Origin of the sequence: Peteryoungia rhizophila, from assembly GCF_004912145.1 — a bacterium.
GTDB classification, from domain to species: domain Bacteria; phylum Pseudomonadota; class Alphaproteobacteria; order Rhizobiales; family Rhizobiaceae; genus Allorhizobium; species Allorhizobium rhizophilum.
In genome coordinates this window covers 723,834-738,303 of record NZ_STGT01000001.1, presented here as the reverse complement: position 1 = coordinate 738,303, position 14,470 = coordinate 723,834, and the positions used below count along the sequence as shown (strand labels likewise).

General features: G+C 62.5%; 14 protein-coding genes. 3 read left to right on the top strand and 11 right to left on the bottom strand.

Annotation, left to right across the window (positions count from 1 at the left end; all coding sequences use genetic code 11):
• Positions 1-45 precede the first annotated feature (45 nt).
• From E9677_RS03450 to E9677_RS03430, 5 genes are all read right to left on the bottom strand, one after another.
• A complete protein-coding gene (locus E9677_RS03450) occupies positions 46-957 on the bottom strand; it encodes an SMP-30/gluconolactonase/LRE family protein (protein ID WP_136556679.1) in 912 nt (303 codons plus the stop codon).
• A 20-nt stretch (positions 958-977) separates the two neighbouring features.
• Positions 978-1,931 carry an ABC transporter permease gene (locus tag E9677_RS03445; protein ID WP_136556678.1) on the bottom strand — a complete coding sequence of 318 codons (954 nt, stop codon included), beginning with the start codon at positions 1,929-1,931 and terminating at the stop codon, positions 978-980.
• Positions 1,928-2,875 (bottom strand): ABC transporter permease, encoded by a 948-nt coding sequence (locus tag E9677_RS03440; protein ID WP_136556677.1) that lies wholly within the window; start codon positions 2,873-2,875, stop codon positions 1,928-1,930. Before E9677_RS03440 ends, E9677_RS03445 begins: the two co-directional genes overlap by 4 nt.
• Positions 2,872-4,338, bottom strand: coding sequence for an ATP-binding cassette domain-containing protein (locus tag E9677_RS03435; protein ID WP_136556676.1), 1,467 nt, complete (start codon positions 4,336-4,338; stop codon positions 2,872-2,874). Before E9677_RS03435 ends, E9677_RS03440 begins: the two co-directional genes overlap by 4 nt.
• 87 nt (positions 4,339-4,425) lie before the next feature.
• Positions 4,426-5,442, bottom strand: a complete 1,017-nt coding sequence (locus E9677_RS03430) for an ABC transporter substrate-binding protein (RefSeq protein ID WP_136556675.1) — start codon at positions 5,440-5,442, stop codon at positions 4,426-4,428.
• A 258-nt stretch (positions 5,443-5,700) separates the two neighbouring features.
• Here E9677_RS03430 and E9677_RS03425 point away from each other — a divergent pair, with 258 nt between their 5' ends.
• The 3 genes from E9677_RS03425 to E9677_RS03415 are packed head-to-tail and all read left to right on the top strand — an operon-like array spanning position 5,701 to position 8,282.
• Positions 5,701-6,945, top strand: a complete 1,245-nt coding sequence (locus E9677_RS03425) for a GAF domain-containing sensor histidine kinase (protein ID WP_136556674.1) — start codon at positions 5,701-5,703, stop codon at positions 6,943-6,945.
• Entirely contained in the window at positions 6,942-7,664 is a 723-nt protein-coding gene (locus E9677_RS03420) for a response regulator transcription factor (protein ID WP_054149007.1), read from the top strand. Before E9677_RS03425 ends, E9677_RS03420 begins: the two co-directional genes overlap by 4 nt.
• 60 nt (positions 7,665-7,724) lie before the next feature.
• Complete coding sequence (locus tag E9677_RS03415; RefSeq protein ID WP_136556673.1) at positions 7,725-8,282, top strand: regulatory protein RecX; 558 nt, start codon at positions 7,725-7,727, stop codon at positions 8,280-8,282.
• Between the two features lie 16 nt (positions 8,283-8,298).
• Here the strand turns inward: E9677_RS03415 and E9677_RS03410 are convergent, their stop codons facing one another.
• The 6 genes from E9677_RS03410 to E9677_RS03385 all read right to left on the bottom strand — a co-directional run bounded on the left by E9677_RS03410 (position 8,299) and on the right by E9677_RS03385 (position 14,461).
• Positions 8,299-9,351: an ornithine cyclodeaminase gene (locus E9677_RS03410; RefSeq protein WP_136556672.1), complete on the bottom strand. Its 1,053-nt coding sequence runs from the start codon at positions 9,349-9,351 to the stop codon at positions 8,299-8,301.
• 186 nt (positions 9,352-9,537) lie between these two features.
• Positions 9,538-10,818: a TRAP transporter large permease gene (locus tag E9677_RS03405; protein WP_136556671.1), complete on the bottom strand. Its 1,281-nt coding sequence runs from the start codon at positions 10,816-10,818 to the stop codon at positions 9,538-9,540.
• Positions 10,818-11,345 carry a TRAP transporter small permease gene (locus E9677_RS03400; protein ID WP_136556670.1) on the bottom strand — a complete coding sequence of 176 codons (528 nt, stop codon included), beginning with the start codon at positions 11,343-11,345 and terminating at the stop codon, positions 10,818-10,820. The genes E9677_RS03405 and E9677_RS03400 overlap by 1 nt, the downstream gene beginning before the upstream one ends.
• Positions 11,346-11,410: 65 nt before the next feature.
• Positions 11,411-12,385, bottom strand: coding sequence for a TRAP transporter substrate-binding protein (locus E9677_RS03395; RefSeq protein WP_136556669.1), 975 nt, complete (start codon positions 12,383-12,385; stop codon positions 11,411-11,413).
• 61 nt (positions 12,386-12,446) lie between these two features.
• A complete protein-coding gene (locus E9677_RS03390; protein WP_136556668.1) occupies positions 12,447-13,325 on the bottom strand; it encodes an amidohydrolase family protein in 879 nt (292 codons plus the stop codon).
• Positions 13,322-14,461, bottom strand: coding sequence for a mandelate racemase/muconate lactonizing enzyme family protein (locus tag E9677_RS03385; protein ID WP_136556667.1), 1,140 nt, complete (start codon positions 14,459-14,461; stop codon positions 13,322-13,324). The genes E9677_RS03390 and E9677_RS03385 overlap by 4 nt, the downstream gene beginning before the upstream one ends.
• Positions 14,462-14,470: the final 9 nt, after the last annotated feature.

Sequence of the window (14,470 nt, the reverse complement as noted above, 5' to 3'; positions counted from 1 at the left end):
CCTTGGCGCCCGCCAAAAACGCAGGCGCCAAGGCGAAACTTTGCTTTATGGCACCTGCGCGCCCCGCGTCGCGGTGTAGATCGCATAGAGCGAGGTCGACGCGGTGATGAACAGGCGGTTCCGGCGCGGGCCGCCGAAGGTGAGGTTTGCCACCGCCTGCGGCATCAGGATCTTGCCGAGCAGCGTGCCATCGGGATGGAAGCAGTGCACACCGTCGGCAGCACTTGACCAGAGGTTTCCGTCGACATCCGTCCGCATTCCGTCGGGAATGCCCTTGTCGATATGGGCAAAGACCCGCCCATTCGTCAGTCGTTTGCCATCGGTGACATCGAAGACCCGGATATGCCGCGGCGCGTCCGGTTTGTGGCTGGCCCCGGAATCGGCGACGTAGAGCAATGTCTCGTCTGGCGAGAAGCAGAGCCCGTTTGGTTGCAGGAAGTCGTCGACCACGACGGTGAGCTCGCCGGTGGTAGGTTCGAGCCGGTAGACATTGCGGCTCGCCTGTTCCTCGTCGGCCTTGTAGCCCTCGTAGTCCGAGAGAATGCCGTAGGACGGGTCGCTGAACCACACGCTGCCGTCTGATTTCACCACGACGTCATTGGGGGAATTCAGCCGCTTGCCCTGGTAGCGATCGGCAAGCGTCGTGATCGTCCCGTCGATCTCGGTGCGGACAACTCGGCGCCCGCCATGCTCGCAGGACACGAGCCGTCCCTCGCGGTCGCGCGTATTGCCGTTGATGAATTGCGACGGCGCGCGATAGACCGAGATGCCAGCCCCCTCGATCCAGCGCAGCACGCGTTCGTTCGGAATGTCGCTGAACAAGAGATAGCCGCCATCGTTGAACCAGACGGGACCCTCGGCCCACCGGCAGCCTGTATAGAGCTCGTCGAGGGCGGCGCTGGACACAAGCAGGTCGCAGAAGCGGGGGTCGCGGATCTCGTAATGCGGGTTTTCCATGGGACGATCCTGGCAGGGCTTCAGGTTTTGCCGGTGCTGCGGGTGGTCGGCAGCATGATGACGGCGATGATGATGAGACCGGTGAGAATGAGGCGGATGCCTGCACCAAAACCGTAGGTATTCAGCATCGAAACCACAAGGAACATGAAGAGCGAGGCGCCCCATATCCCCGGAACATTCGAATTGCCACCGGCAACCGCCGTGCCGCCGATCACGACGACGGCGATCGACATCAGGAGATATTCCGTGCCCATGTTGAGTGCCGCGCCGCCGGAGAAGCTGGCGAGCAGATAGCCACACAGCGAGGCGAGCACGGCACAGAGCAGGTAGGTGACAAGCCGCGTCCCGTCGATCGGGATGCCGGCCATGCGGGCGGCGCGGATGCTTTGGCCGATCGCGGCAATCGAGCGCCCATAGACGGTACGATTGATCACGTACCAGACGAGCGCGGAGAGCGCCAAGGCGACGAGCGCTACATTCGGTATACCCGCCGTCGAGGAGGTCGTGAAGTCGGCAAGCCAGCTCGGCGGCTTGATGCGCAGTCCCCGGTTTGTCCAGATCGCCGTGGACTGCACGATAAAGCTCATCGACAGCGTTGCGATGATCGGCGGGATGCGCAGCAGCTTGATAAGCGCGTAATTGCCGATGCCGATCGCGATCCCGACACCGATGGCAACGACAAGCCCGGTCAGGATCATGCTGTTCTCGACATTCATCACTTTCAGCGAAACCGTCGCCGCAAGTGTCATGTTGGCGGGAACCGAAAGGTCGATATTGCCAGGGCCGAGCGTGATCACCAGCATCTGCCCGAGCCCGACCAGCACCGAGAAGGCGCCGAAGGTGAGGGCCGCCTGAGCCAGCCCGACGGTGCTCGCCCCGCCCGTGAAGACGATGGTGACGAGGAAGACGCTGGCTGCCGCGATAAAGGACCAGATCCAGGTCCGGGAGAAGAGTGTGGAGAGTGCCTGGGTCATGACTTGCCCTTCCGGCCTTCGGCGCGATTGAGGGCAAGACGCAGCGTCAGCACGAGGATCAGGATCGCGCCCTGTGCGCCGATCTGCCAGTCCGGCGAAATCCTGAGGAACGACAGGAAGGAGCCGGCTAGCGTCAGGGTGAGTGCGCCGATGACGGCACCGATCGGCGAGACGCGCCCGCCGACGAATTCACCGCCGCCGAGAATGACACCGGCGATCGAGAGCAGCGTATAGCGCAGCGCGATATTGGCGTCGGCTGAGGTGGTCAGCCCCACCAGCGCCATGCCGGCGAGCACTGCAAAGAAGCCGGCGAGACCATAGACAGCCGCCCGTGCACCGATGATCGACCATCCAGCCCGGGCAACAGAGCGACTATTGCCGCCCACCCCGCGCAACACGACGCCGAAGGACGAGCGCATGATGACATAGTGGCTGACAACGGCGATCAGGATGCTGGCGACGATCGCCATCGGAAGCAGCGGCGGCTTGACCGTCATGATCGTCCGGATCCAGCCGGGCGCCTCGCCGCCGGGTGCCGGCAGGGTCAGCACCGCAAGTCCGCCCCAGACGAAACTCATGCCGAGCGTCACGACAATCGACGGCAGATCCCGAAGGTGGATCATCACACCGATAAGCGCATAGACGCCGATCGCAGCCGTCAGGATAAGGACACCCAGCAGGGGAGACGACTGCAGGAAGGTCGCCGTCACGCAGGCAACGAAGCTGACGAAGGTGCCCATCGACAGATCGAGGTCGTTGACCGTCATGATCAGCATCTGGGCAATGGTCGCGAGCGCAATCGGGACGGCCAGATTGAACAGCAGATTGAGCCCGGTGTAGCTCATGGCCCGCGGCTGGAGATAGAAGACCGCGGCGAGCAAACCGACCAGCGAAAGGGCCGGGATCAGCAGGCGCAGGCTATCAGCTGAGAAGAACTTCGTCATGCGGCCTCCTGGAAGGAGGCGGAGAGGATGTTTTCTTCCGTCACCTCGTCGCCCTTCAGTTCGGCAACGATCATGCCGTTGTTGAACACATAGACGCGCTCGCAGAGGCAGACCTCGTCCATCTCGGTCGAGTACCAGACAAATGTCCGCCCGGCGTCTGCCTCCTGGCGCAATATCGCATAGACCTCCTGCTTGGTGCCGAAGTCGACGCCGCGCATCGGGTCGTCCATCAGAACTACGGGTGCCCGGCTGGCCAGCGCCCGGGCGAAGAGAACCTTCTGCTGGTTTCCGCCCGAAAGCGACAGGATCGGATTGTCCATGTCGGGAGTGCGGATGCCGATCCGCTCCTTCCAGGTCTGCCCCAGCGTCTCCTCCCGATCGAAATCCAGGGTTTGCAGCCGCGATAGGTCCGGCAGGATGCCGATGCTGAGGTTTCTCAAGATGCTCCATAGCGTGAAGGTGCCGTTGACAGCACGGTCGCCGGCCACAAAGGCGACTTCAGGGTTGTCGGCCCGCAGCCAGTTGCCGGTTCGGGATTCGAAGAGGCCGACCAGCATGTCCGTCTGGCCGTGCCCGCCGAGACCGGCGAAACCGACAATCTCACCCTTCATGGCCTGGAAGGGGAGGCCGCGTCCGCGGACCGGTGCTGCGGTCAGCACACTCGCCGTGTCGGTCCTCTGCAGGTGCGTGCGGGCCTCGCGCGTCTTCACCACGCTGCCCATGGCCTCGATCAACCCGTGTTCCGAAAACTCCTCGGCCGGTCTCTGGCTGACGACCCTGCCGTCCTTCATGACGACGATGCGGTTGGAGACCGAGAGTATCTCGCCGAGAATGTGGGAGATGAACAGGATCGAGCCACCGTCGCGCACGAAACGCTCGACATAGGCAAGCAGTTGTTCTGCGAGTCGCGCATCCAGCGACGAGGTCGGCTCGTCCAGAATGACCAGGCGGACAGGACTGCCGATCTCACAGAAGGTGATCGCGATCTCCACCATCTGGCGTTCCGCGATGGTCAGCGTGCCGACGGCCTCGTGGCAGTCGATCGAATGACCCGGAAAGATTTCCTGCAATTTGCTCTCGATCAGTGCTGCACCCCGCTTGCGCCAGCCCCAGCCTTTCAAGCTGCGATGCATGACGCGGGTGTTCTCCACGATCGTCAGGTTCGGGCAGAGCGACAGTTCCTGAAAAACGCAGCGAATGCCGGCGTCGCGCGCAGCATTGATGCTGTGGCCCCCGCTGCCGTGACCGTATCGGATGGTGCCCTCATGCGGGCTGAGCCCGCCATTGATAACGTTGACGATGGTGGATTTGCCGGCGCCATTGTGGCCGACCAGACCGACGCATTCTCCAGCGCCGATCTCCAGCTTGACGCCGTCGAGCGCCTTCACCGCGCCGAAACTCACTCTCGCATCGGTTACGCTGACGACGGGCCGTCCATCGCCCTTATCGAGCATGGCATTCATACTGCACAACTCTCTCACTCACGCGCCAAAGGTTCCCCATCTCGCCCGGCCCGAAGGCCGGACGGTCCGGGGAGGTTTTCCATTCGATCACTTGGCGGATGCGATCACCTTCTGGGCGTCTTCGAGCGAATACTCGACGTTTGCGACGCCGCCTGCCTGGGTATTGGCCAGGTTGGCTTCGAGATTGTCCTGGTCGATGCGCAGGAAGGGAACGACGAGGTCCTTCTTCACTTCCTTGCCGTCGAGGATCTGCTGGGCGACCCAGAAGGCGAGCGTGGATACGCCGGGTGCAATCGAGACCGACATGGTCTCATACTGGTTTTCGTCCTTCTGTTCCTTCCACCACTTCAGCTCGTCTTCGCGGTTGCCCATGACGATGACGGGCATCGGACGGTTGGCAGCCGCAATCGCCTGGGCGGCACCATAGCCGTCACCACCCTGGGTCACGACACCGACGAGTTCCGGCAGGCTCGGCAGAATGCCGGCGACGGCCTTCTGGGCCACGTCCTGCGCCCAGTCGCCATGCACGGAGCCGACGATCTTGAACTGCGGGAACTGCTCGACACCGGCATGGATGCCGGCCGAGATTTCGTCATCGACGAAGACGCCGGCCAGGCCGCGAATTTCGAGCAGATTGCCGCCCTGCGGCAGCTTGCCGGAGAGATATTCGACCTGGCTGCGGCCCATTTCCTTGAAGTCGACGGCGATGCGCCAGGCGCAAGGTTCGGTGACGATACCGTCGAAGGAGACGACGGTGATGCCGGCGTCACAGGCTTCCTTGACGGCGCCGTTCAGTGCCGTTGGCGAAGCCGCGTTGATGACGATCGCGTCGTAGCCCTGCAGGATCATGTTCTGGATCTGGGCTGCCTGTTCGGTCGCCTGGTTCTCGGCGGTGGTAAAGGCGTCGGCGGCTGCGACCTGTCCGGCCTTCACGGCCTCACCGGTCACCTTTTCCCAGCTGGTCAGCATGGCCTGGCGCCAGGAATTGCCGGCATAGTTGTTCGAAAGGGCAATCTTCTTGGCCGAGGTATCGGCCATTGCGGGCATGGATGTGGCGATAAGGCACAGTGCCGCGCTCGCCAGAAGGTATCTGCTGGTCTTCATGATCTCACTCCCTGTTGTCCGGCGCTCTAGGCCCCGGTTTCCTCCAAACAGCCGGACGTGGCCCGGTCTGAATTCCCCGCCGAGTTCCTCTTCTCGGCAGGATCAGGATGGAGGCAACAGGGACGCCTGTACAGGTTGGGGACGGCAGGACGTTTGCGGGAATTACGCAAAGTCCTGCGGGATCCCGCAGGACGACCACCCTATCGAGATGTGTTATGAAGGAGATGCGGCCGTGGGAGTGGTCGCGGGGAGGACATCATGCTCAAGATCGCGCCGTCAGCGCTGCTCGATCACTATCTCGGCATTTCGCGGCTCCTGGCCGGTCAGCTCGATTTCCGCTCGGCCATTAAGGCCGTGGGCGTTGAAGTATCGCATATCGTGCCGCATGACCACCTCGATGTCTGCATCACCATGGTCAACGGCCTCTATCACACGGCTTACGAGACCGGCCTCGACACCTTCTGGGGTCAGACCACGCCCGCTCCCGTGGCGAGCAGCCCGATCCGCACCCTGCTCTGGGGCGAGATCGACTTCCTTCTGACGGATGATGCCCAGCAGGAGACGCGCTACCACGTCGACACGCCCTTCACCCGCCCGATCTTCGAGCACAATCTGCGCAGCCGTCTCCATGTGCCGCTCAAGGTGCGCGGTGAGGTCATCGGCGCGCTCAGCTGCTCGTCGCATGCGGTCGGTTTCTACACCGAGCAGGACGTGGCCAATGCCCAGTCGATCGCCGATCTGCTCGCGCCCTACTTCTTTGCCTTGAGAGCCGCCGAACAGGCCAAGCAATCGGCGATCGTCGAAGCCGAGGCGCGCGCCCGCGAGGAGGGGCTGCGGGCCGGTGCCTTGAGCCTGACGGAAGCCCTGGAACGCGAGCGTCAGCGCATCGGCATGGATCTGCATGACCAGACGCTCGCCGACCTCACCCGCCTGTCGCGGCGAATCGATCGGCTGATGCAGGAAGGCGAGGTGAAGGGAGAGGCGCTGGAGCCGGTCGGACGCGGTCTGCAGCATTGCATGCAGGATCTTCGGGAAATCATCGAGGAGGCCAAACCCTCAGTCCTGCAGCTCTTCGGCTTTGCCCATGCCATCGAGAACCATCTCGACCGCGCCGTGCGCGATCACGGCTCGCAGCTTGCCTGGAGCCTCAGCGACGACACGGATGGTCTGATCGACACCATCGATCAGTCTGTCCGCATCGCCCTGTTCCGGATTGCGCAGGAAGCCATCAACAACGCCGTGCGCCATGCGCAGGCAAATGTCTTGGAGTTGAAGTTGAAGCGTACGGCACATGCCCTGACGATTGAGGTGGCCGATGACGGGCAGGGGCTTTCCCGCTCGGATCGCAGCGCCGGCGGCGGCATCGACAATATGGTGACGCGGGCGCGGCTGATTTCCGCCAAGCTGACACTGGGCACGGCGCGCGAGGGCAAAGGCACAGTGATGCGAGTACAGATGCCGCTCACCCTCGCCAAGGCGGGATTGCTGGAGGACATGAAGTGAAGGTTCTCATCGTCGAAGACGATCCGCTGCATCGGTCCTATTTGCTGGAGGCTGTCTGTGCCGCCCTTCCCGAATGCGACAAGGTCATCGAAGCCGGCAATGGGGCGGAAGGCGAGCGCCTTGCCCGCGACCACAAGTCCGCCCATGTTGTCATGGACCTGCAGATGAACGCCCGCAACGGCATCGAGGCGGCGCGCACCATCTGGAAGGAGCGGCCCGATACCCGCATCCTCTTCTGGTCGAACTATTCCGACGAAGCCTATGTCCGCGGCGTCTCCCGCATCGTGCCGGATGGCGCGGCTTACGGCTACGTGCTCAAATCGGCTTCCGACGAGCGCCTCAAGCTCGCGCTCCGCAGCATCTTCGTCGAGGCACAATGCGTCATCGACCGCGAGGTGCGCGGCATGCAGCAGAAGAGCCTCGGCCAGGTGCGTGGCTTCAGCGACAGCGAATACGAGATCCTCGTCGACATCGCGCTCGGCCTCACCGACCGTACGATCGCCCGCCGCCGTGGCCTGTCGATCCGTAGCGTCCAGAACCGCCTTCAGCAGCTCTACGAAAAGCTCGGCGTGTACCAGATGTCTGTCGAGGACAGCGACGAGGGGCGCTTCAATCTGAGGGCAAGGGCGGTGACAGTCGCGCTTTTGCGCAAGCTGTTGAACTACAGTGCCCTGGAACGCGCCGAAGCCGAGCTTGCGGAGTGGCTGCGGTCTCATTGACCGATCCCGACCGTCCAGAAGCCTGTTGACGATCGCCCGCGAAGTTGGGAGACCGGGTCCATGGACGAACCGTCGAAAGCCACTGAAGATCAGCCGACGCCACGCATGTTGGCCTGGGCGAAGAACTCGGCTGCCTACCGGCTCGCCAAGCGCATGATGACCGAACGCGAACTCGCTGACGCCATCAGGCGTAAGGCGCGCAGCAAGTTCGAGGATATCAGTGAGCCGCAGCTGAATGCGCTGGCGGAGACGGCCCTTGCCTTCGGGCGCAGCATGAAGGCGCTGGACGACCAGAACTATGCCGAGATCCGCGCGAATTCGGCGGCACGCAGCGGCCGCTCCAAGCGTGCGATTGCCCGCAAACTGGCTGAGAAGGGTGTCGACCGCAGTATCGTCGAGGCCGTTCTCGTGGACGCGGATGATTTTCGCTCGGCCGTCGTTTACGCGCGCAAGAAGGCTTTCGGGCCATTCCGCCGGCCGGATGTTGAAGCCGACGATGCCCGCTGGAGCAAGGAGATCGCGTCCTTCGCCCGCCAGGGTTTCGGCTTCGATCTGGCCAAGCGTGTGCTCGACATGGAGCGTGAAGAAGCTGAGGAAATCCTGCTGAGCCCCGCCTGAGCCGGAAGGCCCGCTCTCAGTCTCTGGCCCGCTGGAGCATCCCGAACAGGTCGCGCGGATCGTCCGGATCGGCGATCAGGTCGACGGACTGGAAGAAGGCGGTCCCGCGCACGCGCTCGCGCACGTAGCGCAATGCCGAAAAGTCCTCGATCGCAAAGCCGACACTGTCGAACAGCGTGATCTGCTTGTCGCCCCGCCGCCCTTCGACTTCACCTGTCACGACCTGCCAGAGCTCGGTCACGGGATAGTCGGCATCCATCTGCTGGATCTCGCCTTCGATCCGCGTCTGCGGCGGATATTCGACGAATGTGTCGGCGCGGGCGAGGATATCGCGATGCAGCTCGGTCTTGCCGGGGCAGTCGCCGCCGATCGCGTTGATGTGCACACCGGCGCCGACCATGTTGTCCGTCAGGATGGTGGCATATTGCTTGTCGGCCGTGCAGGTGGTGATGATCTGCGCACCTTCGATCGCGGCCTGCGACGTTGCGCAGGCCGTGACATGCAGGCCCGAGCCCTCGAGGTTGCGCCGGGTCTTCTCCGTGGCCTTCGGATCGATGTCGAAGAGCCTGACATGGGTGATCCCCAGCACCGCCTTCATCGCCAGCGCCTGGAACTCCGCCTGGGCACCATTGCCGATCATCGCCATGGTCGTGGCACCCTTGGGTGCCAGGTGTCGCGCGGCCATGGCTGACGTTGCCGCTGTTCTCAGCGCCGTCAGCAAGGTCATCTCGGTCAACAGCACAGGATAGCCGGTCGAGACGTCGGCGAGCAGGCCAAAGGCGGTGACAGTCTGCAGGCCCTCCGCCATGTTCTTCGGATGGCCGTTCACATATTTGAACGAATAGATCTCGCCGTCCGACGTTGGCATCAGCTCGATCACGCCTTCCCGCGAATGCGAGGCGACACGCGGCGTCTTGTCGAACAGAGCCCAGCGGCGGAAGTCGGCTTCGATCACGTCGGTCAGCTCGGTGAGCACGCGCTCGATCCCGATGTGATGCACGAGCCGCATCATGTTCTCGACGCTGACGAAGGGGACGAGGGCTTTGTCCGAAGGGGCTGGCGCTGTCATGATCCACCGGTTGAAGAGGAAGGTGCGAGCAGTCTAGCGGGGCTCAGGCGCAATCGAAACGGCGATAATCTGCCAGTTTGCGCAGCTTGATGTGCAAAGTGAGATGACGTTTTGTACATAGTGTCGACGCAAAGAATGACAGGGCCGAAGCCCCTGTCTATGGATCCTCTTCGGGAGAATGGAGGATCACTTGAACTGGGCCGGAAGCCAGAGCGAGAGTTCCGGAATGAAGGTGACCATCAACAACACGGCCACGCAGGCTCCGAAGAACGGCCAGATCGTCTGCATCGCTTCCCGGATCGTGATCTTGCCGACGGCGCAGCCGACGAACAGCACGGTCCCGACGGGCGGCGTGATCAGGCCGATACCGGCATTCAGGATCATGATGACACCGAAATGCACCGGATCGATGCCGAAGGCCTGGACGATCGGCAGGAAGACCGGCGTGGTGATGATGACCAGCGGCGCCATGTCCATGAAGGTGCCGAGCACCAGCAGCGCGACCGTGATCAGGAGAAGCACGACCATCGGATTGTCCGAGATCGATTTGACCAATTGGATGAGCGTGAGCTGAACCTGCAGGAAGGACATCAGCCAGGCGAAGGCAGCCGCCATGCCGATCACCAGAAGGACGAGCGAGGTCGTCTTCACGGCCCCGAGGATCGCTTCGACGAAGCCGCTCCAGTTCAGCTCGCGATACACGAGCACGGCGACCAGAAAGGCATAGATGACCGCGATGCACGAGCTTTCGGTCGCGGTGAAAATGCCGGACCTTACACCACCGAAAATGATAGCGATCAGCAGCAAGCCAGGCAAAGCTGCGACGAAGAAGACCAGCAGCTTGCTAAGGCCCGGGAAGGGTTCAGCAGGATAGCCGCGTTTGCGTGCCACCACATAGGCGGTGATCATTAGGGCGATGGTCAGCAGCATGCCGGGAATGATGCCGGCGGTGAACAGGTCCGCGACCGAGACGGTGCCGCCGGCGGAGATCGAATAGAGGATCATGTTGTGCGACGGCGGGATCAACAGGGCGATGAGGGCAGAGCTGATCGTCACGTTGACGGCATAGCCTCGGTCATAACCGCGCGCTGCCATCTGCGGAACCATCAGGCCACCGATTGCGGACGCGTCGGCGACGGCTGACCCTGAAATGCCGCCAAACAACATGGATGACACGATGTTGACCTGTCCGAGGCCGCCGCGCAAATGGCCGACGAAGCCGGAGGCGAAGCGCACAAGCCGAAAGGCAATGCCGCCGCGGACCATCAGGTCACCGGCGAAGATGAAGAACGGGATCGCCATCATGGCAAACACGTTCATGCCAGAATTGAGCTGCTGGAAAATCACGATCGGCGGAATGCCGAGATACAGCACCGTGGCGAACGAGGCGATGCCGAGGCAGAATGCGATCGGCATGCCGAGAACCATCAGGATGGCGAAGGTGCCGAAGAGGATCGAGTAAGCCATCAATGCACCTCGGCCTTGGCAACCTCGTCGCTCATTGCAGCGACGGGTGCGAGAAACGTGTCGATAAAGCGTTCGAGCGCGAAAATGGAGATCAAGGCGCCGCCGACGATGAGGGGAATGAAGTCGATCCCGCCCGGCCAACCGAGAACCGGAATGCGTGCCGTCCAGGTGCCCATGGCCAGCTGCGTGCCGTAGTAGGACATGGCGCCTCCAAAGCCGCAGATGAGGCCGAGACTGACGAGATCCATCAGACGCTGCACGCGGGGCGCCATGTTGTAGCGCACGATGTCGAGACCCAGATGCACGCTTTCGCGCACGCCGACGGCGGCACCTAGCAGAATGAACCAGGACATCAGTTGCAGAGACAGGGGTTCAGACCAGCTCGGTGTATCGTTGAGCACATATCGACCGAAGACCTGCCAGCCGATGATCAGGGTCATCAGGACCACGCCGATGCCGGCCAGATAGAGGCAGGCGAGGCTCAACCAGTGCAGGCCGGGCCTGATGGCCCGCATGAAACGCGACATGGATCCCTCCGAAATCCAGGATAAGAAAAAACCGGCCGCATCTGAGATGCGGCCGGTTCGTTATCTCACTTGACGGCGCGGACGCGCTCGACGAGGTCCTTCATCTTGGGATCGGTGATGAACTTGTCGTAGACCGGCTGCATGGCAGCAGAGAATTCGGCCTTGTCGACGGTGATGATGTTGGCACCCGAGGCGCGGATCTTCTCTTCCGATGCCTTTTCGCGGGCCTGCCAGAGTTCACGCATCTTGCCGACGGATTCCTTGGCGGCTGCCCGGATGACCGTCTGGTCTTCCGGGGTCAGCTTGTCCCAGGTCACCTTCGAAATGGTGAGGATTTCGGGGGTCAGCGAATGGTCGGTGAGCGTATAGTTCTTGGCGACCTCGAAGTGGCGCGAAGACTCGTAGGACGGCCAGTTGTTCTCGGCCGCATCGACGACGCCGGTTTCCAGAGACGAGTAGACTTCACCGAACGGCATCGGCGTCGGATTGGCGCCGAAGGCTTCCATCATCGCGATCCAGAGGTCGGATTGCTGCACGCGAACCTTCATGCCCTTGAGATCGGCCAGGCTCTGGATCGGCTTTTTGGTGGAGTAGAAGGAACGGGCGCCGGAGTCGTAGAAAGCGAGACCGATCAGGCCATGGGGTTCGAAGGCGGCGAGCACTTCGTCGCCGATCTCGCCATCGACCACCTTGTGCATGTGTTCAGTGTCGCGGAACAGGAAGGGCAGACCGAAGACGACGGTTTCCGGCACCAGGTTATTGAACGGCGCGCTGTTGACGCGGTTCATGTCGATGACGCCGAAGCGGGTCTGCTCGATCGTGTCCTTTTCGGAGCCGAGGGCGGCGTTGTTCATCACCTGGATGGCGATGCGGCCATTGGTCCGCTCCTTCACCAGGTCGCCCATGAACTTCACGGCATCGACCGTCGGATAGCCATCAGGATGGATGTCGGCCGAGCGCAGGGTGATTTCCTGGGCGAAGGCAGCACCTGCGCCGAGGGTGAGCCCCATGGCAAGGCTTAGCATTGCGGCAGTTTTCATTGGTCTTCCTCCTCTTTGATTGAGCCGCCGAAACCTCCCGTTTCGACGGAATGCAATTCGGCTACCTGCCTCCTGCAGGTGGAATGCCGAAAAGTTCTTCCGGGTTGTCGACGAGCGCGCGTTTGCGGGCCGCATCGTCGGGCAGCCAGCCGAGCACGGTCTCGGCGAGCGCTACGTCATCAGGATAGTCTGCCTGGGCGCGCGCCATATTGTGGGGCCAGTTGGAGCCCCAGACGATCCGCTCCGGTGCATGCGCTGCAATGGCGCGGGCAACGGCTGCAACATCGGTGAATTCCGGTGCGCCCGACTTGGATGACTCGTAAACGCCGGCGAATTTGAACCAGCAGCGCCCGGTATCGATCAGGCGCTTCGTTGCCAGAACCTGCGGGCTTTCGGGTGTCACGCCACAGAAGAACTTGCCGTGGTGATCGAGCACCCAGCGGGATTTCAGGTTGGAGAGCCTTTCCTCGTAGTCCAGGATGTCACTGCCATCGAACTGGATGGCGATCATCCAGTCGCGACTGGCGGCGATTGCATCGACTTCTTCGAGCTTCATGAGATTTGCAGCACCACCCGGCAGGTTCATGATGCGCGCGCCACGGACGCGGGCTTCGGACAGATGATCAAGTTCGGCCTCGCTCGTGTCAGCATCGACGGCTGCGACGCCCCAGGCGATGTCACCGAACCGTTCGAGGCAGGCGACGAGATTGGCGTTGTCCCGTTGATGCGCCATGCCCTGGGTGACGATCACGCGATCGATGCCGATCCAGTCCATGAATTGCCGATACTGCTCGGGTGTCGGCAGATCGCCGGCCGGCAGGTTGGGGCCGCCGGGCAAGGGCGGAAATCCCGGCATATAGGCATGCATCTGAGTGTCGATCGCACCCTTGGGCAGGGTAATTGTCGGCTTGCGACCGGAAAGGGGGCGGATCAGGCTCATGCCTCGTCCCTCATCTTGAACTCGATCAAGGCATCCCGGTTGATCTCGATGCCGAGCCCGGGAGCGTTGGGGATGGTGACCACGCCGTTCTCGTGTTCGATCGGCGTCTGGATGACCGCCTGACGGAACGGATTGTCAGTGCGGTCGAATTCTAGGATCGGCTCGATCGGATTGACGCGGACGGGATCCGGCACCATGGCCGCGATGAATTGTAGTGCTGCCGCAATGTGTACGGCCGTTCCCCAGACATGCGGGACGACACGCACCCCATGCAGGGCGGCGAGATCGGCCACGCGTTTGGCCTCGGTGAAGCCACCGACACCGGCGAGATCCGGCTGCACGATATCGATCGCGCGGGTCTCGATCGGCTCCTTCATGCCCCAGCGGCTCTGCCAGGTTTCGCCACCGGCGACAGGGATCGGCTGTTTGGCCCGCACTTCGCGGTAGGCGGAAAGATGTTCCGGCACGACAGGCTCTTCGAGCCAGTCGAGGCCGTAGACCGCGGCGCGGCGGCCGAACTCGATGGCTTCGAGCACCCCGTAACCGTGATTGGCATCCGCCATGAGACGCATGTCCGGCCCCGCAGCATCTTTGGCAGCACGGATCACCTGGAGATCCTCCTCCATGCCGAAGCCGACCTTGATCTTGGAGGCATGGAAGCCCTGGGAGCGGTAGAGTGCGATGTCCCTCGCATTATCCTCGACCCGATCGACGCCGTCGCGCTTGAAGCTGCCGGTGGCATAGGCCTTGACGCTCTCACGGAACCGGCCGCCGAGCAGCATGGAAACAGAAGTGTCGAAATGCTTGCCCTTGATGTCCCAGAGCGCGATGTCGATGCCGGACAGTGCCGTCAGCGTCAGGCCGCGCTGTCCCTGGTCACGCAGTGCGTTGTAAAGAACCGCCCAGATCTTTTCGGTCTCCAGCGGGTTCATGCCGATCAGCCAGTTGCGATAGGCTGCAACCACGGCCGCATTCGGTCGCGCCGGACCGAGGCATTCGCCCCAGCCGGTGAGCCCGTTGTCGCAGATGATCTCCACGAGCACATGCGCGCGCCGGTCGAAGCGCATCGAAGCGCTCTGGAACGGAACGATGAGCCTGTGCTCGAGAAGATGGGTGCGAACCTCTGCGATTTTCATGTCTGCGCT

What these genes read in the sequence shown, in the direction of transcription:
- E9677_RS03450 (WP_136556679.1), bottom strand. Translation starts at nt 957, where the DNA reads ATGGAAAACCCGCATTACGAGATCCGCGACCCCCGCTTCTGCGACCTG.
- E9677_RS03445 (WP_136556678.1), bottom strand. Translation starts at nt 1,931, where the DNA reads ATGACCCAGGCACTCTCCACACTCTTCTCCCGGACCTGGATCTGGTCC.
- E9677_RS03440 (WP_136556677.1), bottom strand. Translation starts at nt 2,875, where the DNA reads ATGACGAAGTTCTTCTCAGCTGATAGCCTGCGCCTGCTGATCCCGGCC.
- E9677_RS03435 (WP_136556676.1), bottom strand. Translation starts at nt 4,338, where the DNA reads ATGAATGCCATGCTCGATAAGGGCGATGGACGGCCCGTCGTCAGCGTA.
- E9677_RS03430 (WP_136556675.1), bottom strand. Translation starts at nt 5,442, where the DNA reads ATGAAGACCAGCAGATACCTTCTGGCGAGCGCGGCACTGTGCCTTATC.
- E9677_RS03425 (WP_136556674.1), top strand. Translation starts at nt 5,701, where the DNA reads ATGCTCAAGATCGCGCCGTCAGCGCTGCTCGATCACTATCTCGGCATT.
- E9677_RS03415 (WP_136556673.1), top strand. Translation starts at nt 7,725, where the DNA reads ATGGACGAACCGTCGAAAGCCACTGAAGATCAGCCGACGCCACGCATG.
- E9677_RS03410 (WP_136556672.1), bottom strand. Translation starts at nt 9,351, where the DNA reads ATGACAGCGCCAGCCCCTTCGGACAAAGCCCTCGTCCCCTTCGTCAGC.
- E9677_RS03405 (WP_136556671.1), bottom strand. Translation starts at nt 10,818, where the DNA reads ATGGCTTACTCGATCCTCTTCGGCACCTTCGCCATCCTGATGGTTCTC.
- E9677_RS03400 (WP_136556670.1), bottom strand. Translation starts at nt 11,345, where the DNA reads ATGTCGCGTTTCATGCGGGCCATCAGGCCCGGCCTGCACTGGTTGAGC.
- E9677_RS03395 (WP_136556669.1), bottom strand. Translation starts at nt 12,385, where the DNA reads ATGAAAACTGCCGCAATGCTAAGCCTTGCCATGGGGCTCACCCTCGGC.
- E9677_RS03390 (WP_136556668.1), bottom strand. Translation starts at nt 13,325, where the DNA reads ATGAGCCTGATCCGCCCCCTTTCCGGTCGCAAGCCGACAATTACCCTG.
- E9677_RS03385 (WP_136556667.1), bottom strand. Translation starts at nt 14,461, where the DNA reads ATGAAAATCGCAGAGGTTCGCACCCATCTTCTCGAGCACAGGCTCATC.